Genomic DNA, 21,463 nt, shown 5'->3' with positions numbered 1-21,463 from the left:
GAGGCGATATAAGATCGAGTTAGATGTGGGTAATGGGATTGCCTAGGGATAGGCTTAAAGTCTTCTCAGAAGATCGTTTAGATCGGTTTACGCTGCTTTCTTAGCGCTGTAATAAAATAGGAATGCTGCATCTATGGCATCGGTGTTTCCGGTAAATGCGCCTATTAGAGCACTATGCTTTACGGGTTCATCATCAAGATAATCACCTTGTGCTCCGGTTAACCAATCGGTGAACTCATGAGCCGTTGAGTACGAATAGCCCAACACTTGCTCTACTCGTTCCTCAATCACCCATAATATTTCATCAAAGAAGTTTACAGCCAAATTGATTACGTCGTATTTATCCATACCGTGCTTATCTTGAAGATACGTGGTAATCGAATGAGGAAAGGCCTCGCCATAGACTACTAAATCTTCAATAGACACCTTATCCTTTGCTGCGTTACAGGCATCTACAATGGTTTTTACTGAGTCACTGTTTGCAATTGCTGGATTGATAGTTGTGTTAATCATAAGAAATACCTCCAATAAATGTTTGTGCGTAAGTCAGGGAGTGGTTAAGAAAAGTGTTAAGCAGCAGCTTCAGTCGCTAAGTTATCCGCAAGTTCATTGCCGTAGATACCGCTATGACCTCGAACCCACTTAACGACAACTTTAGGCTTCTCTTGCTTCAGCTTGTCGATACGTTGCCATAAGTCTTGATTGGCTACAGGCTTCTTATTGGCATTCTTCCAGCCTTTCAGCTTCCACCCTTTAAGCCACTCGTTGTAGCCCTTAGCAATCATGTCGTTGTCTGTGTGGATAATGTCCTCAGACTCTGCCAGTTCAAGAGCCTTGATGACTGCTAGCATTTCACAACGAACATTAGTGGTTGTCTCTTTGCCTTCTACTGGCTCAACTCGTGCCTTGTAGGTCTCCAAGACTTCCTCTTGGTCATTCAACACGACAACGCCTAAGCCACCGTGTTTACATCCGTTCTGGTTGTTAGGCGCTGCACCGTCAGTAAAGATAAGTCGTGGTGTTAGTGTACTCATATCCTAATTCCTCCGATTAATGGGTTAATTGTTTAGCTAAGGCTTGTTGAACCTTCGCTAGTTCTGCTTTGTGGTCGTCAAGACGTTTAAGGCCAACCTCTGCTGAACTGATTTTTCTGTTCATTTCGAGCAAGTGCTTCTGAATCTCACGGTCAAAGTAAGCTTGTGTCTCACTAACTTGCCGTTGTCGTTCAGACTCATTTAGTCCATCCTTGCGATTTATCTCAGCAATCTGCTTGTCTCGCTCACGCTCCATGCTTAAAGCGAAATCAGCTTTAGACTGGTTGCAGTGCTCAATGGTGTCGTTGTACTGAGTAGCGTTAGCTTTGTTGATTGAATCAAGTAACTCAGCACGACGATTAATAAGCTGGTCTACAGTCAGTTCAGGCACAATGTGTTGAGGACGTTTAGCGTCTTCAGGCAACACTAACTCACTCGTGATAGTGCTCCAGATGTCATCTAGTTTCTCTTGACGTTCCTTGTCGTTCAGGAACACAAGAGTCCAGAAGTTAGCCTCAGCCATATCTCTAAAGTCAGCCTTAGCGGTGTTGAAGTTGTCTCGAAGTTGTTTCGCCTTGGCTTCAGCTTCTCGACGTTCAATAGCTTCTTGTGTGTACTTAATACGGTAGTCATCGAACTTAATGCGACCTTGTGCTTCGCTGTTATATAAGTGAATCAGTAAGTCTTGGCAGATAGCCTCAGTAGCGTTAACACGGTCTTGAAGTTCTTTCTGACGTTCTTGTAGTTCTCTAATGATGTCAGCTTGTTTGCTCATACCTTTTATTCTCCTTAGCTGTTAGTGGTGTGATAGTTGTTTGGTGATACATTCATTGATGATTGTCGATGCACCGACTTTACGTGAGCGCTTAGCTTGTCTCTCTGTTTGCTCTCGTTGAATTAGCATTAGGTTGAGAGGCGTAAGGTTCACACGCATCTGTGGGTTGTTCAGTGTCTTGAAGTTTTTCATTTAGTTCTCCTTATGGGCTTTTTGCTACAAAACAGGGTCTTACGGATGGACGCCTGTAACTAACTGATGGGCTTTTTCGAAAATAAACTCATCAATAAGAAGGCTCTCAAAGGTGACATTGAGCCAACCTAAAGCCTTCTGATTGATGTGCTTGATAAACAGTAAGGGGATGCCTAGGACAAGTGCTGGAGGTAGAGCACAAGTCCATAGGCTTAGAAGGATATGAGTAAACAAATCAAGTTAGACCATACACACATGAATCAATACACATGAGTAAGGGATGACTACGGGTGTCTTAAAGACTTGCCTCTAGTCCATTAACTAATTGGATTAATCATTGATATATCCAGTAACGGACTGTCTTTAAGACTAACTAAACGATACTGGTGTTGGTCTTAGATTTGATGACTTAGAGTTGCCCCCCTTACCCCCCACGTTACGTAGGTAGATAAGGGTGGAAACAATCATCTGTAAACCAGTATCTGTTAGCTTTGTGTTGGTCTTGAGTTTGATTGACTGGTCACTTGCCCCTGAGCCGTAGCTCACCACCGTGAAGTTAGTGACCGAGTGTTTGTCTTCACGATGTCCTCTGGAATTTTCTCTTGCTTAAGTCAGGGAGTCATCCCGATTAGACTCGCTTCCTTTTCTCTTAAGTCAGGGAGTCAGCAGAACTTTTCTTTCATATGTCAGGGAGTCGTGTACCCCTTGATTTTACTGGTTTGAGAGAATATTAGACAACGCTAATAAGTCTGAAGGGATTATATGGTCATTAGGTCTAACCAACGGATAAGCGATAAGTGCGGACACATAGTCTCACTACAGATCGACAGCGGCTCTCTACGGGCTTTTCTAGGCGTAACTAATACGATTGCATAGGGTGAAACAACTCGATCGGAGAAGGCTTTACAGAGCCTCAAACAGTCAAGAGTGAGACTCCGTTAGTACAAGGTTAATTCAAGGTAGGTGTCTGACGTTTCGCCAGTTCAACTGCTTCCGTCAATACTGAAAGGTGGTGTTTGAGGTCAGTAAGACTCTCAAGGTTAGACGATAGGATGTCACCTAGTTTCACTGAGTCGTAGTCCACGAGAGCTAAAAGGTTGTCGATAGAATCGTTAAGCTCTGTTACTTGTGTTTGATTCAACATGATAGTCCTCCGTGTTTGTTAAGAATCGAGAGTAAGTAAACAAAAAGTTGTTCCTCATGTCAACAAATTCTTTAAAATCAATTATTTATGCTCACTTGTGAGAATGAGTCACTTCTGAGTCTGGAACATTCAACCACATGAACTATAACTTTCAGTGATCGAATTGGCTGGATTAATTACTCTGGTTTATGAAGACATTTCCTTTTTGACTGCCTGAACCGTAGAAGGAGAAATGCTCAACTGAGCGGCTATCTTTCTTATACTGATTCCATCTTCTAGCATCTGCTTTACACGCTCACGGTCAATGCTCTTTGGTCTGCCCTTATACTTACCCTCAGCCTTAGCTATCGCGATACCTTCACGTTGTCTTTCAAGTATCATTGAGCGCTCAAACTGATAAATACCGCCAAGCATCGTAAGCATTAACTCTTGCATAGGGTCATTCTTATCTGGTGTGAACGTCATGTTCTCTTTGTGGAACTTTAAGGTAACGCCACGATTCCGTAGAGATTCAACAAGGTCTAACAAGTTTCCAACGTTTCTAGCCATTCTTGAAATGTCATGTACATGCACAGTGTCACCTTCTCGCAAATGCTCCAGCATAACTTTCAATTCTGGTCTGTCTGTATCTTTACCAGAGCATTTGTCTGTGTACACCTTATCCAATGCAAGGCCGTCAAGCTGTCTCGCTGTATTCTGCTCAACAGTGCTCACTCGAATATAACCAATTTCCATTACTGAATACCTTCAAGTGTGTGGTTTTAAATCTAAGACGTTTAAATGTTAATCGTAACAAAAAATAAAAGTCAACTTAAAACCACACAAAAGGTGATAAAAAAGTGTACCAGTCAAATGTAACAGTTAGGATATACCCGATTGGTACAGCAAATTGGTCGTAAGAGCCACCAGCAGAGCCTGCGCGTTGTCTTCGTGTTTGGTCAAGATGAACGTTGCGACTAGCTTGAAGATTGTCTCAACGATGTTCCTGTGTTGCGTAGAGGCGCCCTATGGGGGGAGTTGAGGCTTCATCATTGTCGAATTGGCGTCTCAGATTTTTGTAGTGAAAATTTTCTGGTGGAAGGCAATGAAAAAGGGCAGCGTCAAGCTACCCTCATAACAGTGAGCAAGATTCAATCGCCAGTCTTAACGATTTGGTAGGCTACGAGTGTGTGAACATACGTATTCGAGGCGACCAGCGCGACGTCTTGTATATGCACATACACGAACTTCTTTAGCTTTAAGCATAAAGACTTTCCTTATGTAAAAGGTAGTATTTGCGCTAAGACCGTTTTCTCTGTATAATTCTGCGGCTCGACTTGCCGAATCATAAAGAGAGGTTGTAACACAGCCGCTTTTCATGTATTACCGGTCAACGCAAAGAGGGATAGTACGGACATACTTTTTCTCTTTGCGTGCTCTATTCTTTTCTAAGCGGTTGTCTTGATTAGTTCATGACACACCTCAAAATGTTAATAATCAAATAAGCTTTCGCCCACTGTTAAACACATTTTAAAGTGCTTTTGATTCTATTGCAATAGCGGCAGGTATATTTTTAGCAATATAGAAGATAGCAAATAGTTTTACCTTTTAAAAGCGATTAGTGACTGGTAAGACCAGTATGGCACCTAAATTATGTTAAGGCTGTAATTATAAACAGTAATATTTATTATTTTGTTTAATAATCATTGAGTTAAATAAAGGTTTTTGACTCTTGTTGCAATTTATGTGCGTCCAACCCCTGTCCTGTTTTCTCGATTTACCGTAATTGTGCATTCAATAAGTCAAGAGAATTTTATTCAGAAAAATCCAAGTCTCGCCTCTCAATTGATGTTCAATTAGTGAAAAAGGCTCCGGCTTTATCGACAGCCTCTTTAAGCTTCCTTAATTCATGACCTTTCGAGTAATAGCCATAGGACATCGTTTTGCCTCGCTCGTGACCAACTATCTGAGCAGTGATGTTCTCCTCAATGCCTGCTCGTTCCATCGCTGTTATATACATGTGTCTAAATGAATGGAACGTTTTGAGTCTATTGTTAGTGACATGTTTTGTCTTGAAGTTTGAGAACGTTCGGGTAGCTGCCTTACTTCCAATGCCAATAACAAAGTCGTCATCTTCCTTATTCTCGATATGGGCTAACAGTCTTTCACCTATTGCATCAGGAAGAGGTACAGTGCGCGTTGCTGCTTTCGTTTTGCCTTTCTCAATGTTTATCGCAATGATTCCGTCATCTACAACAACATGCTTCTTCTTTAAGTTGCATAGTTCGCTGATGCGACAGCCTGAGTAAATACCTAAGTCAACCAGCAAGCTGTAAACAGGCTTCTCCCATGAGTGGCTTCGTATCTTAGCTACTTCTTCCTTCGTAAAGGGTTCACGCTTCTCCGTTTGGTGTTCTTCTGCTGACGAGTACTTGTGACCAGAAAACGGATTAACACCAGTTACTTCCTCCATAGTCTCAGCGAAATCCCATACCACTTTGAGTCTACTTATCTTTGCTTGTACTGTTGCTTTCTTGTAGGTCTTCTCAAGGTGCTTAATGTACTGATACACCATTTTTTTCGATATGTCTTCAACAGCAATATCACCTTGTTCAATCCAATCGAAGGTCTTAAAGCAATATTTACTGAAGTCCTTTACGGCTGATTCAACTTTCTGGATAGTGTCCTCGGTTTTTCCTTTGCCCCAATCGTCTTGCCACATCTTCAGTGCTTCAGACATACGAAGCTTGTATTTGGTGCTGAAGTCTTTAGCGCCAGTTACCGTCATGTAGGCTTCTAGCTCTACCTTTCGACCTTGTGATTCAAGCTTTTCTGGATAGATACCCAAATCCCATTCTTCAGGGTAGTTCTTTTGGTCACGCCTCATTTCTCGAACTATTTCTCTGAATTGAGCACTTTCTGAGTTTGTAGAGCAACGGAGTGCTTTAGACTCTAGTTCTCCATTGATAATGTCACGCTTACGTCTAGCCTGCCGTATGTCAGCAGTATCAAGACTAACTTGGATGAATGATTGATTAGGGTATTGATTGATTAAGTGCTTAGGGATTCTGCGTTGATACCACCAGATATTTCCACGTAACTTTAGGTGCTTTGTGTCTGTCTTCTTGCTCATATCATTGCGTAATGTAGCCAACAATGTAGACAGTATTGTTTCCATAACTATATGAAAGTCAATAGGAATAAGGTCTGCGTGATAGTTCTCTCGGCATGATGTAAATCATCCCCCAAGCTTAACGCTTAAAAGAAAGGCGCTACTCGAAGAGTTAGCGCCTTTTTTGTATCTACTGCTTCTCGCTTAACTTTGCCCCTAACCACCTAATTCCTTGCGAAAATGTATCGGGCACCGCACTGGTGTGATCGCTATCTGAAATTACGCTTAGTTGTTCTACACTAACTCCCTGCACTTTGTAATGTTCGAGCAACTCAACAAATTCGTTGGTGAGTGCCATTCTGGTTGTTTCTAATTCGCCAATCGACACAAACACATCTGTGTTAATTGGGTTTTGTGGTGATGCTTCATATTTCAACGTCTTCAAAAAACTAAGGCTTGTGGTATCGAGTGAAGGGCTACCCAATAGATAATAGTTAAAGGTATTGGGTGCGCTAAGTAGCATGAACCCACCAAACTCAGCGCCCATCGAGTAACCTAAGTAGGCTCTTTCATCTGGCAATGTGCGGTAGTGCTCTTCTATGTAGGGAATAATATCTTGTTGTATAAAGCGAAGGTGCTTATCGCCTTGCCCGAACTGGTACTTGGCTTGTATATCGGGTTTGTCGTGCGGTACAAATGAATAGTCTTTGAAGCGGCTGGCAAAGGCTCTTCTTTCACCATAATCAATGTTGGTTGGCATATTGTGTTGCCAAGAAATACCCACCAAAATTACATCAGGTAAAAGAAACTCTGTTACACCCGACAGCAAGTCCATATGCCATACGGCGTCAGTGGTATAAATAACCGGGTAGTGCTTTAGCGGCTTTACATCAGTTAATGCTTGGTCGCTTTCTTCTGTTTTGGTGTGATACGCATCGGGTAGTTTTATGTATAACGTGTAGTGACCGCCAGTCGCTTTGTTTTCGATTGGGTGCGCATGAGTTCTCGGCATTTCATAGGGGGCAGAGGCAGCGAACTCTGCTATAGCAAAAAAGGGCATTAACGCTAGCCACGTAAAAAACATAAAACGCATAAAGCTTTTCCTTAACGTAATGAAAGTACAGTAATTGACCTGAATAATTTGCCTTCTACTGTACGCCCACGTAGGAAAGAAGCTTGATGTGTCGCTGATTTATTGCTGATTTACTTGTGATGTCCTTGCGTTCTTACTGCAGAGTTAATTCAACCACATCTTTTCTCGCCGCAACTCTAAGAGTGAGTAAAATGGCATTGTCATTAATGTCGGTAATGTAATCGACGGTATCTGGTAATTGCCCCAGTAACTCAAATGCACCGTTTTCAAGGGTATATCGCCACAACTGAAAGTCATCGTTAATGCCATACAACGTATTACCCTTAGCAATAAAATGTTTGTCACCGCCTTGGTGTTCCAATTCACTAATAAGGGTATTTTCAATGCTACCCATTTGCCAAAATCGCCCCATTGCATCGGTGAAAACTAGTGCGTCACTCTCTGTTTTGACCGCCCACGTTACCGCGTTGTCTGAAAGTGGAGTGAAAGCACCTGTGGTCAGGTCGATACTGACAAAAGTCAGCACGCCTTGGTGAAGAATATTCGCAAGTATGGTTTGTTGCTCGCTATCCCAATGAAACAAATTGCGCACGGGGTAATCAAGTTCAATGCTAGTTTCGGTGCCCGGCTCGAACCCGCTTAAATACCTGTGCTTTAATTCAGATGACGCATTAATTAGCATACTATTGCCATCTTTTGACCACAGCACATCGCGCACGTAACTATTCGTGGGAAAATGGCTAAAGGGCTTGCCTGAGTGAGGAAAGCTCGCACTTTGTGTGTGCACTTCTGCTGTCCACACTTGCGATGTGCCGTCACCTTCTGACGAGTAGGCAATAAGTGAACCATTAGGTTGATACTTCGCTCTATTTTCCTCCTGAATCGAGCGTATAAGCGTGTAAAAATTGATGTCAGTAGTCTGCACGTCACCCCTATCGGGTTGTGTTTCAAGTGCCGTGTTGTCAGTGGCAAACTGCGCCATAGGGACCGCTACAATGTCACTGTCGTAATGGCCTTTGATGGCCAGCATTTTCTTTTCAAAAGGATGGAAAGTTGGTGTGCCTATCGCGTCTGTCAAAGGCATAGTAATGCGATTAATCGTGCCATCAAAATCCACGGTAAAAAGCTGCTTTCCGGTACTGAAGATAAGGTCGGCTTGCTCTGGCATGACATTGGGGTAGATATAACTATAGGGCGGAATAATGCCTTGATAGTCAATGGGCGAACTTGAAAGCAATTCACCGTTAACACTCAGTTTTTCAATATGGAGGATACCTTTCTCGTGCACGGTGGTAAGCGCGATAGTGTTGTCATGCGCCGCGAAATCGAAAGATACAACGCTACCGTTAGTAACCTCATACAGTGGTGAGCTCGCGTTTTCACTTATTACATAGCGAATAAGTCGCCACCGTTCTTGCGTTTTTTGCAGTAATGCAATGGTGTCACCATCTAACCAAATAGGGCTTTTAATTTCCGTATTTTTACACTCCATCAGTGTTGTTGGTGCTTGGGGGTCAGACAATGCCTTAGCAAAGTCAAGAGACTGCAGGTGGAAGCACTTCTTCTGCTGTACAGGTTCAGTACAGTTGTTTTCTTTAACGAAAGTAAGTGAAGTTCCATCGTGAGAAAACGCTAAACTGCCGTAGGAGCCAAGCGCTTGTGTTAGCTGAAATTCTTGTTGGGTTTCAATATGCTTTGCCCATAAGTGACTCTGACACATCACCTCAGGAAACCGCTGAAATACAATATACTGCCCATCCGGTGAGTAAGTGCTGGCCAGTTCTCTGTTGTCGGTTGAGGTCAGCAAGCGGATGTCATCTATTTGAAGTACATGCTTAGGATCAGAGGAAGGCAAGAATGCGACAATAGCAACTATCACCGCGACAACACACGCTAAGGCGGCGGGTAACAAACGAACAGGTTTTTTGCTATCGGAATTAGTCGCTGATGATAGGTCTTGTTTATCCGATATTTCATGAACTGCAGGTGACGGAGTTGGCTTATTGGGGGGTAGCGCGTTTTCCCATCGAATATCCGATTCTAGGCTATAGCCTTTTTTAGCGTGGGTTTTTATAAAGCTCTGCGCTTTGCCATCATCGCCAAATGCTTTTCTTAATTGCGCGATACATCGTTGCAGCGTGTTGGGTGACACCACAGTACCCTTCCACACATTGGTTAATAGCTCGTCTTGGCTTACCACCTCACCTTGGCGCTCGGCTAAATAGGTTAAAACGGCAAGCGCTTTGGGTGGCAGTGTTTGGGCTTGTTTATTGTGAGTAATTTGGTTTCGGGGCACATCAACAAAAAAGCCACCAATCCAATATCGTTCCGTCATACGCAATCTAACCAATCAATAATTATCGCATTGTGCTTAGCAATGCGTTTTCGCTGGCAATACCGTATCACTATAAGCTGTTGATAAGAATAAGATGTTTACTGAACACGCATAAATCAGCAAAAAATCAGCACTTTTTCATGTATCAAAAATCACGTTTTGCCATGTTACTATCCGCTGCGCTGCAACACGGTGTGAATTTGTTAAGTGCCGCGCCATTTTACCCATCGCCTTTGCACTGCTGTGAAGGCGCATACATGAAAAAGGAAAAAACCATGACAGCGAAAACACGCGGGATGTTTGCACTAATGTGTGTGTTGGGTGTTAGCAGTTTAGCTCCCTCTTTTGCGGGAGATAAGCAACTAATGCCGCCTATGGCTACAAAAGAAGAAGCGCAAATAGTGCACTGGCGAATGCCTGAAATAGAAAAGCGATTTATGGATATTCCAGAGTTGCCTTCACCCTATATAGCGGTTTCGCCCGTGGTGTTAGATGACAATTTACCCATTAGTACCCTTGCTAAAGCCGGTATTAATACAAAGGAAATTGTCACACTCGCTGAAGAAATCGCAACAGGTAAATACGGTAAATATGACAGTATGCTAATTGCTCAAAACGGCAAGTTAGTGTTTGAGTCGTACTTTAAGCGTGGACGGGTTGACCTGTCACATCCGCAATCATCAGCAACTAAAAGCTATACCTCTCTGGCGTTAGGTCGTGCCATACAAATGGGCTATTTAAGCATGGACGATTTAGACAAACCGGTATTAAGTTTTTTAGGCAAAGTTGATCGCAGTAAGCTAGTGGACGGGGCCGAGAAAATAACCTTGCGGCATGCGCTTACTATGACCACAGGCATTGTGATAAGCGAAGACGGCTGGGAGGCCATGGAGCAAGATACAGCACGTATTCAGGGGCAGGGTCATATCCAAGCTATTTTAGAAGATAGCGCCCCTATTACTGATGAAAGCCAAACGTTTAAATACGGTACTGGTCCTCAATTTGTAATGCAGGTCATAGAAGCCGTGGTACCAGGTTCTGCCAAAACGTTTATCGACAAAGAATTGTTCGGCAAACTAGGTATCACTAATTACCATTGGCGCACGGCACCAAGTGGTTTACCCGAATCTGGTTGGAAGGTAAGCGTAACCGCAAGGGATATGCTTAAGCTTGGTTTGTTAGTGAGCAATAACGGTAAGTGGAATAATCAGCAGTTAATTTCACCTGAATACTTAGACCAGGCCACGCAACGACAAATTATCACAGGGGATGATGATATTTATGGGGGCGGAGAGCTTGTTTCGCACCAAGGATACGGGTTTTTCTGGTGGGGCACTGACATTGAGCATAACGGTAAAAAACACTATGCGTTTTCTGCCCAAGGTGGTGGCGGAATGTATATTCTGTTAGTACCTGATTTTGACTTGGTTGTTGTGGTTACTGCACATGAACGCGATGACATTACGCAGCAACTGGTTGCTGAACGCATACTGCCACTTGTTGCCAGAGGCTAGGACGCTGACGCGTCCTATTTTTGATAAGGCACGTATCGGAATTGCTATTCGAATGAGGTTTTATGATTTGGTTAGCGCGATTTTCTCGCCGTCATCCAATAAGCGATAAAAGGAATCTTGCTGAATCATTAAACCTTCTGAGTGCTTAATCGGTATGCTTGCGCGGTAATCGTTGGGGTGTTTTACATCAATGGCGAAGAGTTTGTCGTCATAGTGACTATTTACGCTGAATTGCAGGGTATGCCCAACAGTTATCGACTTGGCCGCAAAGTGTGTAAGCGTCTGATCAAATAACACTTTATCTACTTCGTCTTTAAAGTAACCTCGATACCACGCTGGGCCTGTGGTGGTAGAGATAACAACCGACGTTCTTTCATCTGCAAGTCCAGGGTAGTACATGCGTTGATAGTAGCGTCGATTAATGGTGTTGATCTCATCAATGGAAAAGTCGTGTTTTACTATGTCAGGGTGAATGCCACCGTGAACAAACAGGTGCCCATTAATACGTTCTATGGTGTTTTTGGTAGCCAGCCAGCGACCTAAAAACGCATCTTCGCCAAGCAGTTCGGAGGATGACTTTTCTAGAAAGCCTGCAATGGGAATGTATTTGTTGGCCGCAGACTTAACGTTACCCTGCATATTTTTTATTTCGTGATTGCCTACGATAACATGCACTTTACCGCCGGCTTTAAGGGCATCTTGTTCCAACTTGTAGATAAACCATAGCAGTTGCGTGGTAGAAAAGCCTCTATCAACCATATCGCCAAGTAACACCAGATGACCGTCGTTAAAAGACCATTCTAGTTCGGGTGTGATGACATTATTGGCTATCAAGAAGTCGCGCAACGCCTTGTAATTCCCTTCCAAATCGCTAATGGCAATAATGGGCGATGATGTGTCGTATACGGCTTGCTCTATGGAATTCAGTGGCGAAATCGTAAAGTCAAACGTACTGTCATCTAATGCAAAATACGCTGAGGCAGAAACCGATTCATGCGCAGGGTAGTGCTTCTTTTCAACGCTAAAGCCACTATCACGGGTTCCTCTGATATAACTTATGGCAAGCTTATCTTCTTCATAAAAAACATAAGGGCCCTCGTTACCTACCTTATAAGCAAGCGGAGCGTCGCCTAAACTAATAGACGCGTGTTGAGTAAAACCAACGACAGCACCAATCGATATAATAACAAGCGACACCAATAGAAAGTGACCTAGCGAGCGCATTATGGATTTAATCATGATGGGCCTCAGATGAAAATTGGCGAATAAACTGAAGCACTTTGTGTGTCATCATGAGGATAAGATAACCAGCAATTAGCGCTACAGGTGATAGCCAAAAGCCGCGTATTACCTCGTTGTTTTCTTGTGCGAGCATAGGGTTTTCTAGCATGCCGATAACGATTGAGTTGCCATCAGCTTCACTCCAAACACCAATGCCATTGGGAATGAGTAAATTGGCAAATGCTAAAGCGATTAGCGCGATGCCACAAAAATACCCAAAACACATAAGGCTCACGCTTACTGTGCGCGAAAGCCCCTTTTTAACGAGCGGGATGGCGGCAAAGCCTGTTGGCGGTGGTGTACCATGCTGAATGTGTCCAACATACTGCTGTGCTAATTCTCTTGGGGCGCCCAGACGGTCTAAGATAACCTCAACGTCAGCAATTTCTCCCCGTATTTCAATATCATCAATGGTATCGTAAATATGAGATTCTATTTCTCTAACCACTTCCTGAGCTTCATAATCACTTAATGGGCTCAAGTAGCGATTGAGGTTATCCAGATACTGTCTTACCTTTTTTCTTTCACTCATTGTCAGATTCCTTCTTTTTTAATGGTGCATCCAAAAGCTGCTGTAAATCTTCAACTGAACGCTGCCAGCGCGCACTGAGTTCGTTGAGTTTTTGATGCCCTAATTCGGTAAGTGCATAGAACTTTCTGGGGCGTTGCTCGCCCTCTTGCTGCCATGAGGCGGTTAGCACACCTTCTCGCTTCAATCTGTCCAACAATGGATACAGTGTGCCTTCGGTGATCTGCATTGTGTCGAAAGTGCGAAAGTAATTAAGAAGTGCCAGGCCATACTTGGCTTCGTGCTGCAAGGCACCGAGTACCGCAAGTTCAAGCGTGCCCTTTCGCAACTGCGCATCCCATTTTGCATTGGCGTCGTTTGTTTCCGTCATTTTTAAATGTATAACCTTATACTATGCAATACATAGTATAAGGTTATAGCAATAGAACAAAAAACTAGCAAGCTGATTAATTGTTAGGCGCCATATTGAGTTGTAAGCAAGTGTTACTTGCTGGGCATGTGCTTATCTCGCACTCTGTATTCGCTAAGGTCAAAGGGCTTGAAATCTTAACGGCATAAGCGGGTTGCGTTATAATAACGGCTATATTCACTTACTGAGCACACACATGGCCACAGCATCTGCCGTTCACATCTTGGTTAAAACCGAAAAAGAAGCCTTGTCTATTCTTGAGCAGTTAAAGAAAGGAAAAGATTTTGCGACGCTTGCAAAACGCCACTCTACCTGTCCTTCTGGCAAGCGCGGCGGCGATTTGGGAGAGTTTCGTCGTGGTCAGATGGTGAAAGCTTTTGACGATGTGGTGTTTAAGAAAGAAGTACTTAAGGTACATGGTCCTGTGAAAACGCGTTTTGGTTATCACCTTATAAAAACCCTTTATCGCAGCAAGTAAGCGCGCCATTGCGTTATTTATGCGTGTTGTTACGCGCTAAGAATATTGTTGCTCTGATTGCGAGACAGTACTGTGGTTATACTCTGCATATTGATTCTTGCCTGCATGTTTTGCCTGATAGAGTGCTTTGTCGGCATGAGAGTACAATTCAGTTATCGTTAATAGCGCTTCTTCTGGCTTTGCAAATGCAATTCCACATGAAGCCGTCACTATTTTATGAGGCGGGTTGCTGATATGCTCAATGTTCAGTTGGGCAACTTGCTCACACAGTGATTGGCAGAATTTGAGTCCGTTTTCGCGGTTATCGCATGTCGCCACGAACGCAAATTCTTCTCCGCCAGTGCGAAACGCGTATTCATTTGCCCTTCTACTGAGACGAGTTAATAGCTTTCCTACTCGTTCTATTACGGCATCCCCTTCAGGATGCCCATATTTATCATTATATCGTTTGAACTCATCTAAATCTAAAATGATGAGCATTAACAGACTCTTCTCGCGATGAGCGCGATTAATCTCGTATTTCATTACCCGATTAAATTCGCGACGATTTAACAGCCCCGAGAGTTCATCTTCTTTCGCAACCCCTTCAATTGCCTTTTCAGTAAGCCGCACGTAGCGAATAAGGAAATACCACAGTACAAGGACAAACAAAAAAGAGATAACCATCGAAAGGATCAAATAGAAACCACGCTGCTCTTGGCTTTTATTTATGTCGAACTGTGTGCGTTTAAGTACTTCATCTATGGCATTGGTTAGTCCTTCACTAAATGCCATTTTATAAGCTTGATATTGATCACTTTTCAATAGTTGTACGGCTTGGGCGCGTTGATTTTGGGCTGCTAACTCAAAAGCGCGTTTTTCAAGGGCAATCAATTGATTATTAGCCTGTGCGGTATCTTCAAAGAAGCGTGCAATTCTAGGGTCTAACTCTGATGCCTTTTGAAGGGATTTATCTAGCGAGGCTTCGTACTTAAGGTATCGGTCACGCCATTTGTTATCGTCATCTAAGGCGGCAGCCAGTGCTGACATAGACAGCACTTCATCGTGATAGGTAATTTCCTGAGCCAGCAATTTGAGCGAATGAAACTGCGAGCTTAATGTGTACTGTTTATTGAAAAAGTACACGGTATTGGAGGCCGTAAAAATAAGTGCCACAAGCGCAATACTAAGCAATACAAATAATGTTAAGCGCAATGAGTAGATGCGCTTGGGTACAAAGTGACTTTTTTTCAGAGCATCTTACCTATTAATGACCGTAAGGTAAGTGTAGAAGTCTCCTGCTAATGTGTCGAAACTGTTGCTCGTAAAAAACATTAAATTGTTGTGGGGGCAGCACGCTTTAGTTTCCGGGTATCCATTTTTCACCACATACACTGTGCTTGGTGTAAATGGCGTAAGGGCTGCCTTTTTCATGAATATCGCGGCGTAATGCTTCGTTGTGATCAACGGTAATAAAGGGCGTTGTAGCAGCCGTACCTTCGCTATCTAGCGGGTAATAGCTGCTGGAATAATTCGCAAGCAGCATTCTATTATCAATACCGTTATCGGTTAAACGAACCCGAGTTACTGCCTTAAATGTGGTATTGGGATTGGTAAGTCCTACTATTTTCTTAAAGTAATACCCTTTGTCAGACTGCAGCTGCGAAAAGCTGTTGAGCGTCTCAATGAGGTTTTTAAGGGTGATGGCTTCGCGCTGAAGCATAAAATCGTGGTGTACACTGCTGCCGTCTTTGCCCGCGGTATAGGCTTGCTCAGACTCCAAGCTATTTAGTTGAGCTTGTCCTTCTTCGGTGTAGTGCACTAATGCTTGTGTATTCATATTTACGTAATAGTCACTGATACCAGCAGGGACAACTTCAAATAACATGATGTCAGGGGTTGCTGCACCACGTTCTTCAGGCGTTTGTGGGCCTTTGGCAACGCATTTGTCTGATATGAAATAATAATACTGCCCTGCCACAATGGCATAGACTGGCGTTGTCGCTACGCTGCCAAGTACTGTTATTAACAGCATTAATACAGTTCTTATGCGCTGGGTATTTTGTTGGGTTGTACTAAGAGGCATAGCGATATGACCTTTACTAACATTTCTATTTCGGTGAAACGTTATTGTAAGGGCTTAGTTCTAAAAGGGCGAGAGATGCTTCGCTTTTGCGTGTTACTGCACGCGCGAGCGAAGCACAATGGTATCGTCAGTATAGTCTGTCGAAATTTGTAAATTGTCTGCCAACGTCGCAATTAGTGCATCAACATCGTTGGTGTTAAATAGGCCTGCAACTTGTAGATTGGCTAACGAGGTATCGCCAAGCACTACGGTCTTGTCAGTGTAGCGACTAACCTCTTCAATAACATTTATGAGGGTTTCACCGCGAAATACAATTTTGCCTTCACGCCAACTTAAGTCATTGGCAATATCTTGTGGTGAAATAGGCTCCACAGTGCTATTTGGTAAAGAGAGCACTGACTTTTGACCTTGAACCAAGGTCATTGCATTGTTTGTGGATTTGATCACTGGGGCCAAAAGCCTATTGCCGTCGGTTTGCGTTAACGTATAGCTGGCTACCTCTACGACACCCTCAGTGACAACAAGCTCTAGGTCGCCGCGATGATATTGCACATTAAATGCGGTACCAACGGCTTGAATCGCTTTCCCTGCCGCCAGCACATTAAGCGGTCGCTGTTTGTCTTTGGCTACTTCTATATGAAGTTCACCGCGCAGAAGTTCTATTGTGCGAGACGTATCAGTAAACGCAATATTGACCTGCGAATTGGTGTTGAGCCACAGTGTACTGCCATCTTCTAAACTAATGCTTTTGTGTTCACCGGGTTTAGTCGATGCTTGTAATGAATAGCGCGCTACTTGCGCAGTATTGTTATTTTGCGGTTGTGATGAGAAAAACTGAAAGCCTTGAAAGCTCAACACCCCCACTAGCAGCAAGGACGCAGCAATAGCTATCGGACGCTTCCAGCGCAAATTAGTCAAGTGCGTTACGGTCTTATCGCTAGACTCAGGAGTGTGAGGTACGATATCCGCCAACTCATTAAGTACCGACATTTTGTCCCATAGTGCCACCATTTCTAAAAAGGTGTCGCGATGCAAAGGAATAGCCAACCACGCTTTAAGTGCGTTCGTTTGTTCAGCGTCGAGTCCACTTTCTAGCTTAACCAACCACATGCTTGCTTCATCCAGCACGCGCTCGTCGCTTTTTAAAGGTACTACGTTGTCTGGCGACTGGTTTGGTGAATTAGTCATGTGCGTCTCTCTTTACCCGCTCACTGTTTGAATGCCCACTACGTATATAAGCGCTTGGCCGTGATTGCGGACTGCTTTCGCTACCTTGCCGGCGCATAAACAAGGTGCATCGTTTTATACCTTCGGCAATATGTTTTTCCACGGTCTTTTCGCTTATCTCTAACTCTTGGGCAATCTCTTTAAGAGAGTAGCCATACACTTTCTTTAATACAAATGCGCGCCTACATTGTTTTGGGAGCGCGCGCACTGCATCACAAAATAGCTTAAATTCTTGTTGTGTAGCATTGTTGTTGAATGTTTCATCGTCAATACCACTTATCGCGCTTTCAAGCGCTTGTGCCACTTCAACACTGTCGTCGACCATACGCGTATCGGCGCGTTTTAAATGGTCGTATGCCAAATTTTTTGCTGTTTTAAACAAAAATGATTTGGGCTCTTTAATATGCTCTGTCGATTTCGCCTGACATAAACGCACGTAGGTATCCTGGAGAATATCATCCACTTCTTTTGGCGGCACAAGTCGCGATAGCATTTTAGCCATCGAACCACGGGCCGACATATAGGCATTATGTATGGCTGTTTCTATGGGCATATTGTTATTTTTTATCGTTGTTACTTATACAGACGAGTGCGCGGTCATTTTCCCCCAATGTTTTTTCAATTAGCAATGAAAAACATCAATGAGAAATTAAATTTGTTAATAGGTTGTATATAATGCGCCGCTAGTTTAAAACAAAAAAGCAGTTGAATTTGGTAGTTTCGCATTCAAAAAAATGAACAAAGATAAACAGGCTTTAGTTACTACTCGAGAACTGCAATAAAAAAACTAATGAAAATAATAAGATAATGCCTTTGGGAATACGCCACCGCTCAACGCTAGCTTTGCTGCCATTTACGCCGCGCACTGTGTCGCTAGCGGTAAGTTTGGTAGTTGGTGGGCTGTGCTTACCCGTATGTGCACAATCTGTTTTACCCCACGAGCAGTCTGATACCCAGTATTTACGCCAAAGTACTGACCAAAGCGCCGATAAAAGTACCGATAAAAGCACAAATGCCACAGAACACCCCGCAGTTCACAAGGTAATCGCCTTTTCTATTCCTGCCCAAAGTGCTGACGAGGCACTTATTGCGTTTGCTAGTCAAGCCGGGCTAACAGTTGTCTTTCCTTACAACGAAGTACGCCATACTTTTGCAAATGAAGTGAGTGGTAACTATACACCGCAAGAAGCAGTAGCAATGCTTTTGGCAAATACGCACTTACAAGCGAATATTGTTGATAAGAGTCGTATAAAAATTGAATCTACACGTAATAAGTCGCGCGATGAGCATGTTATTTCGCGACTATTTAGTTCACTCACAGCGCAAGATGAAAGCTTAGTCACCGTACCTGATGATAAGGGCAATTACCGCATTGAGTTTATCGAAGTAAGAGGGCTTCGTGCGAAGGTTGCGCAATCGGTTGGTATTAAACGAAATGCCAGTGTCATTATGGACACGATTGGTGCCGTTGATATGGGCAAGTTCCCCGACCAAAACCTTGCTGAAGCGCTACAGCGAGTATCGGGCGTTTCTATCGACCGCGCTGAGGGTGAAGGTCAGTTGGTCACGGTACGCGGTTTTGGGCCAGAGTTTAATCGTGTATTACTTAATGGCAGGCCTATGGCCAGTGACAAGCTGGGCCGCGAGTTTAGTTTTGACACCCTAGCCTCTGAAATTGTAAGTAGCGTTACCGTGTACAAACAAAATCAGGCAGCAATGCAGTCGGGTGGTATAGGCTCTACCATTGATATACAAACTGCCAAGCCGTTGTCTTTTAAGGGGATGCGCGCTGCCGGTAGTATAAAAATGCAGTACGACACCAATTCCAAGGCCTATACGCCTTCAACAACAGCGTTGTTTAGTAATACCTACTTAAACAATACGCTTGGCGTATTAGCGTCGTTCAATCAATACCAACGAGAAGCACGTCTTGATGAGGCGCAAATTGACGGGTGGTTGGTAAATACTAATATTCCAGCTGATGAACTATCAGCAAGCACAAACACGCTTTACGTGCCAAGAAATTATGATCAACGAGTGAGGTTTGACGAGCGTACACGAACAGGTGGTACGCTGGTTGTTCAATATCGCCCAAACAGTACGTTTGAATTGTCAGCGGATTACTTAGGGTCAACGTTCGATGTAGAAACATCGGCAACCTCTATGGGCCATTGGTTTACTTCAAGCAATTTAGAGGACGTGACATTAGACCCTAATGGTACGGCCGTAGCGTTTTCTCAAAATAGCGGCCATGCCACCGATTTTCATGCTAGAACCTTCAACCGCTCTTCGTCACTGCATAGTTATGGCGTAGATGCTAACTGGATTGTTGCGCCCAATATTATTATGGATGCGGATGTTTCATACTCATCTGCATCAGTGAATGACAACAATGGCGAAGGTAATGCACTTTCACTTATTGGATATTTAAATCGCTCTTCGTTCGATCACACACGAAACACGGTGCTACCCGCAATTTTTGGTTTTGAAGCCGCCAATCCAGCGCAAGTTAATGCGCTCGGAGAGCCCGTAGGCGTGGGACCTTATCTTGATGCCGCTAATGGTCGCGCACATGTTATGTTGAGACGAGGGTGGAGCATCGATGATGACATTGGCCAAGCAAAGGTCAATATCAGTGTGCTAGGTGAGCAGCAGTGGTTTAGTAAACTTGATATGGGCGCGGCGGTAACGCAGCGAGAAAAAGCTAACGAACGACGAGATAATGAAGCGGATGCCAGACACTGCACTTTTTGTGGGTATTTCGACTCCCCTGATATTCCCGACAATTTTCAATCGGTATTCGACGCGGGTGATGATTTCTTAAGTACCATTAGTGGACACGAGCATATACCTAATCAGTGGTTGCGCCACGACGGCGATACGTTATTTCGCTTTTTGGAACAAGCAGGCAATGTGAGTTTAGCGCCAGAAACGCGGGGCAGTTCATTTGCAGTAAAAGAAACTGTGTATGCTGCCTATGCACAAGCCGCTATAGAGAAAGATTTCGCGCCGTGGTTTGTTGATATACATGCTGGCATTCGCGCTGAATATACTGATGTAAATGTGACTGGTGTCGATGAGCAACTTTCGGCATTAGTGATACTTGATCAAACCGAGCTGGGGCAAGAATTTGGTGCCTCTGTCGGCATTGAAGAAGCATCTAACTACAGTAATTTCCTTCCTAGTTTCAGTGTTAAAGCGAATTGGCTTGATCAGTGGGTATTTCGCGTTGCCTATAGTCACAGTATTACTCGACCAACACTAGAACAGATGTCGCCAGGCGTTACTTATACCACTACCCGCCAAGGCGGCGATTTACGTGCTCGCATTGGTAACGCGCAATTGAAACCTTTCGAAGCCCAAAACATCGACTTGGCTATTGAGCACTATTATCAAGACAACAGCTATTTGTCGGCGAGTTATTTTCGAAAAACCGTAGATAATTTTATTGTTAGCCAAAGCAATACGCTTTCGTTTAATGGTGTCACCGACCCAAGTACCGGAAGCGATACCAACGCGCCAGATGATCAAGATGAATTAGCGCAGTTTTCAGTAATATCGCCTAACAATGGACGCTCGGCCACCGTTGAAGGCATTGAAATAGCCGTGCAACATTTGTTTGGTGAGTCAGGTTGGGGTATTCAAGCTAACGCCAGTTTTGTAGATAGTAACGCCGAGCTAGATACCGCCAACGTGCAGTCTACCTTTGCTCTTACTGGCTTGTCAGGGGCGAAAAATATGGTGCTGTTCTACGAGAGAGATGCATTGCAGTGGCGATTGGCGTGGAACCACCGCGACGGTTTCTTGCAATCATTAAACCAAACTCAAAGCACTGAACCCACCTTTGTTAGTCCTTATGAACAGTGGGATGTGAGTGCGTCTTACCAGTTAAGCCCGCATTTATCGGTATTTTTTGAAGGCATTAATATCACTAATGAAACTGTGCATAAGCGCGGTCGTTTTAGTAATCACCTGCTGTTAGTGCAAGATGCCGGCGCTCGTTATGCGTTGGGTGTTAATCTTATTTACTAATGCCTATTTAGGGTTTTCTAAACGCTCAATTTCTTTCCAAAGTTCTTCCGATTGGGCAGTTAGCATTGAATAGGTTTTTATATCGCCGTTGCGCTGAGCGTGCATCGCTTTTTCAAGCAAAGCATCGTATTGCTTGCGCAGTTTTTTGGTAGGGTTTGATTTAAAAAGGCCAAACATTACAGGTACTCGCTAATAAAATGTTACCCAATTAACGCACTAAGAGAGACTTTTGATCACATCCCCATCTATTTTTAGCGTAAACGC

At 43.7% G+C, this 21,463-nt stretch carries 20 protein-coding genes; 3 read left to right on the top strand and 17 right to left on the bottom strand.

What is annotated here, in order from left to right; translation table 11 throughout:
• Nucleotides 1-87: 87 nt before the first annotated feature.
• The 9 genes from JN178_RS19135 to JN178_RS19095 form a co-directional block, all read right to left on the bottom strand.
• On the bottom strand, nucleotides 88-513 hold the full coding sequence (locus JN178_RS19135) for a hypothetical protein (RefSeq protein WP_202262883.1): 426 nt from the start codon (nucleotides 511-513) through the stop codon (nucleotides 88-90).
• Nucleotides 514-569: 56 nt separating this feature from the next.
• Nucleotides 570-1,034, bottom strand: a complete 465-nt coding sequence (locus JN178_RS19130) for an RNase H family protein (RefSeq protein WP_202262882.1) — start codon at nucleotides 1,032-1,034, stop codon at nucleotides 570-572.
• A 16-nt stretch (nucleotides 1,035-1,050) separates the two neighbouring features.
• A complete protein-coding gene (locus tag JN178_RS19125; protein WP_202262881.1) occupies nucleotides 1,051-1,809 on the bottom strand; it encodes a hypothetical protein in 759 nt (252 codons plus the stop codon).
• Nucleotides 1,810-1,830: 21 nt separating this feature from the next.
• Nucleotides 1,831-2,001 carry a hypothetical protein gene (locus JN178_RS19120; protein ID WP_155761640.1) on the bottom strand — a complete coding sequence of 57 codons (171 nt, stop codon included), beginning with the start codon at nucleotides 1,999-2,001 and terminating at the stop codon, nucleotides 1,831-1,833.
• A gap of 949 nt (nucleotides 2,002-2,950) precedes the next feature.
• Nucleotides 2,951-3,145, bottom strand: coding sequence for a hypothetical protein (locus JN178_RS19115; RefSeq protein WP_202262880.1), 195 nt, complete (start codon nucleotides 3,143-3,145; stop codon nucleotides 2,951-2,953).
• 186 nt (nucleotides 3,146-3,331) lie between these two features.
• Complete coding sequence (locus tag JN178_RS19110) at nucleotides 3,332-3,880, bottom strand: recombinase family protein (RefSeq protein WP_202262879.1); 549 nt, start codon at nucleotides 3,878-3,880, stop codon at nucleotides 3,332-3,334.
• 1,096 nt (nucleotides 3,881-4,976) lie between these two features.
• Nucleotides 4,977-6,257, bottom strand: coding sequence for a site-specific integrase (locus JN178_RS19105; RefSeq protein ID WP_202262878.1), 1,281 nt, complete (start codon nucleotides 6,255-6,257; stop codon nucleotides 4,977-4,979).
• Nucleotides 6,258-6,426: 169 nt separating this feature from the next.
• A complete protein-coding gene (locus JN178_RS19100; protein WP_202262877.1) occupies nucleotides 6,427-7,329 on the bottom strand; it encodes an alpha/beta hydrolase in 903 nt (300 codons plus the stop codon).
• 133 nt (nucleotides 7,330-7,462) lie between these two features.
• A complete protein-coding gene (locus JN178_RS19095; RefSeq protein ID WP_202262876.1) occupies nucleotides 7,463-9,664 on the bottom strand; it encodes a winged helix-turn-helix domain-containing protein in 2,202 nt (733 codons plus the stop codon).
• Nucleotides 9,665-9,921: 257 nt separating this feature from the next.
• Between JN178_RS19095 and JN178_RS19090 the strand changes: the two genes are divergently transcribed.
• Entirely contained in the window at nucleotides 9,922-11,178 is a 1,257-nt protein-coding gene (locus tag JN178_RS19090; RefSeq protein WP_202262875.1) for a serine hydrolase domain-containing protein, read from the top strand.
• Between the two features lie 60 nt (nucleotides 11,179-11,238).
• Here the strand turns inward: JN178_RS19090 and JN178_RS19085 are convergent, their stop codons facing one another.
• The 3 genes from JN178_RS19085 to JN178_RS19075 are packed head-to-tail and all read right to left on the bottom strand — an operon-like array spanning nucleotide 11,239 to nucleotide 13,358.
• Nucleotides 11,239-12,417 (bottom strand): metallophosphoesterase, encoded by a 1,179-nt coding sequence (locus JN178_RS19085; protein ID WP_202262874.1) that lies wholly within the window; start codon nucleotides 12,415-12,417, stop codon nucleotides 11,239-11,241.
• Nucleotides 12,410-12,991: an HAAS signaling domain-containing protein gene (locus JN178_RS19080; RefSeq protein ID WP_202262873.1), complete on the bottom strand. Its 582-nt coding sequence runs from the start codon at nucleotides 12,989-12,991 to the stop codon at nucleotides 12,410-12,412. Before JN178_RS19080 ends, JN178_RS19085 begins: the two co-directional genes overlap by 8 nt.
• Nucleotides 12,984-13,358, bottom strand: coding sequence for a PadR family transcriptional regulator (locus JN178_RS19075; protein ID WP_202262872.1), 375 nt, complete (start codon nucleotides 13,356-13,358; stop codon nucleotides 12,984-12,986). The genes JN178_RS19080 and JN178_RS19075 overlap by 8 nt, the downstream gene beginning before the upstream one ends.
• A 235-nt stretch (nucleotides 13,359-13,593) precedes the next feature.
• On the opposite strand from JN178_RS19075, the gene ppiC reads away from it, so the two are divergent.
• Nucleotides 13,594-13,875 carry a peptidylprolyl isomerase PpiC gene (gene ppiC / locus JN178_RS19070; protein ID WP_159625658.1) on the top strand — a complete coding sequence of 94 codons (282 nt, stop codon included), beginning with the start codon at nucleotides 13,594-13,596 and terminating at the stop codon, nucleotides 13,873-13,875.
• Nucleotides 13,876-13,911: 36 nt separating this feature from the next.
• On the opposite strand, the gene JN178_RS19065 is transcribed toward ppiC, so the two are convergent.
• From JN178_RS19065 to JN178_RS19050, 4 genes are all read right to left on the bottom strand, one after another.
• A complete protein-coding gene (locus tag JN178_RS19065; protein WP_202262871.1) occupies nucleotides 13,912-15,030 on the bottom strand; it encodes a diguanylate cyclase domain-containing protein in 1,119 nt (372 codons plus the stop codon).
• A gap of 184 nt (nucleotides 15,031-15,214) precedes the next feature.
• Nucleotides 15,215-15,940 carry a hypothetical protein gene (locus JN178_RS19060; RefSeq protein ID WP_202262870.1) on the bottom strand — a complete coding sequence of 242 codons (726 nt, stop codon included), beginning with the start codon at nucleotides 15,938-15,940 and terminating at the stop codon, nucleotides 15,215-15,217.
• Nucleotides 15,941-16,033: 93 nt separating this feature from the next.
• Nucleotides 16,034-17,128, bottom strand: a complete 1,095-nt coding sequence (locus tag JN178_RS19055) for a FecR family protein (protein ID WP_202262869.1) — start codon at nucleotides 17,126-17,128, stop codon at nucleotides 16,034-16,036.
• Entirely contained in the window at nucleotides 17,121-17,720 is a 600-nt protein-coding gene (locus tag JN178_RS19050; protein ID WP_202262868.1) for a sigma-70 family RNA polymerase sigma factor, read from the bottom strand. The genes JN178_RS19055 and JN178_RS19050 overlap by 8 nt, the downstream gene beginning before the upstream one ends.
• A gap of 254 nt (nucleotides 17,721-17,974) precedes the next feature.
• Between JN178_RS19050 and JN178_RS19045 the strand changes: the two genes are divergently transcribed.
• Nucleotides 17,975-21,199: a TonB-dependent receptor gene (locus JN178_RS19045; protein WP_232369630.1), complete on the top strand. Its 3,225-nt coding sequence runs from the start codon at nucleotides 17,975-17,977 to the stop codon at nucleotides 21,197-21,199.
• Nucleotides 21,200-21,202: 3 nt separating this feature from the next.
• On the opposite strand, the gene JN178_RS19040 is transcribed toward JN178_RS19045, so the two are convergent.
• Nucleotides 21,203-21,376, bottom strand: coding sequence for a DUF6435 family protein (locus tag JN178_RS19040; RefSeq protein ID WP_159625672.1), 174 nt, complete (start codon nucleotides 21,374-21,376; stop codon nucleotides 21,203-21,205).
• Nucleotides 21,377-21,463: the final 87 nt, after the last annotated feature.

It is taken from the genome of Alteromonas sp. KC3, assembly GCF_016756315.1.
Lineage (GTDB): Bacteria > Pseudomonadota > Gammaproteobacteria > Enterobacterales > Alteromonadaceae > Alteromonas.
The sequence above is the reverse complement of the archived record's forward strand: the minus strand, read 5'-3'. Positions and strand labels throughout refer to the sequence as shown.

Coding starts and splice junctions, on each gene's coding strand:
- JN178_RS19095 (WP_202262876.1), bottom strand. CDS start 9,664: ATGACGGAACGATATTGGATTGGTGGCTTTTTTGTTGATGTGCCCCGA.
- JN178_RS19130 (WP_202262882.1), bottom strand. CDS start 1,034: ATGAGTACACTAACACCACGACTTATCTTTACTGACGGTGCAGCGCCT.
- JN178_RS19060 (WP_202262870.1), bottom strand. CDS start 15,940: ATGCCTCTTAGTACAACCCAACAAAATACCCAGCGCATAAGAACTGTA.
- JN178_RS19080 (WP_202262873.1), bottom strand. CDS start 12,991: ATGAGTGAAAGAAAAAAGGTAAGACAGTATCTGGATAACCTCAATCGC.
- JN178_RS19110 (WP_202262879.1), bottom strand. CDS start 3,880: ATGGAAATTGGTTATATTCGAGTGAGCACTGTTGAGCAGAATACAGCG.
- JN178_RS19115 (WP_202262880.1), bottom strand. CDS start 3,145: ATGTTGAATCAAACACAAGTAACAGAGCTTAACGATTCTATCGACAAC.
- JN178_RS19045 (WP_232369630.1), top strand. CDS start 17,975: ATGCCTTTGGGAATACGCCACCGCTCAACGCTAGCTTTGCTGCCATTT.
- JN178_RS19040 (WP_159625672.1), bottom strand. CDS start 21,376: ATGTTTGGCCTTTTTAAATCAAACCCTACCAAAAAACTGCGCAAGCAA.
- JN178_RS19100 (WP_202262877.1), bottom strand. CDS start 7,329: ATGCGTTTTATGTTTTTTACGTGGCTAGCGTTAATGCCCTTTTTTGCT.
- JN178_RS19135 (WP_202262883.1), bottom strand. CDS start 513: ATGATTAACACAACTATCAATCCAGCAATTGCAAACAGTGACTCAGTA.
- ppiC (WP_159625658.1), top strand. CDS start 13,594: ATGGCCACAGCATCTGCCGTTCACATCTTGGTTAAAACCGAAAAAGAA.
- JN178_RS19090 (WP_202262875.1), top strand. CDS start 9,922: ATGAAAAAGGAAAAAACCATGACAGCGAAAACACGCGGGATGTTTGCA.
- JN178_RS19075 (WP_202262872.1), bottom strand. CDS start 13,358: ATGACGGAAACAAACGACGCCAATGCAAAATGGGATGCGCAGTTGCGA.
- JN178_RS19125 (WP_202262881.1), bottom strand. CDS start 1,809: ATGAGCAAACAAGCTGACATCATTAGAGAACTACAAGAACGTCAGAAA.
- JN178_RS19085 (WP_202262874.1), bottom strand. CDS start 12,417: ATGATTAAATCCATAATGCGCTCGCTAGGTCACTTTCTATTGGTGTCG.
- JN178_RS19050 (WP_202262868.1), bottom strand. CDS start 17,720: ATGCCCATAGAAACAGCCATACATAATGCCTATATGTCGGCCCGTGGT.
- JN178_RS19055 (WP_202262869.1), bottom strand. CDS start 17,128: ATGACTAATTCACCAAACCAGTCGCCAGACAACGTAGTACCTTTAAAA.
- JN178_RS19120 (WP_155761640.1), bottom strand. CDS start 2,001: ATGAAAAACTTCAAGACACTGAACAACCCACAGATGCGTGTGAACCTT.
- JN178_RS19105 (WP_202262878.1), bottom strand. CDS start 6,257: ATGAGCAAGAAGACAGACACAAAGCACCTAAAGTTACGTGGAAATATC.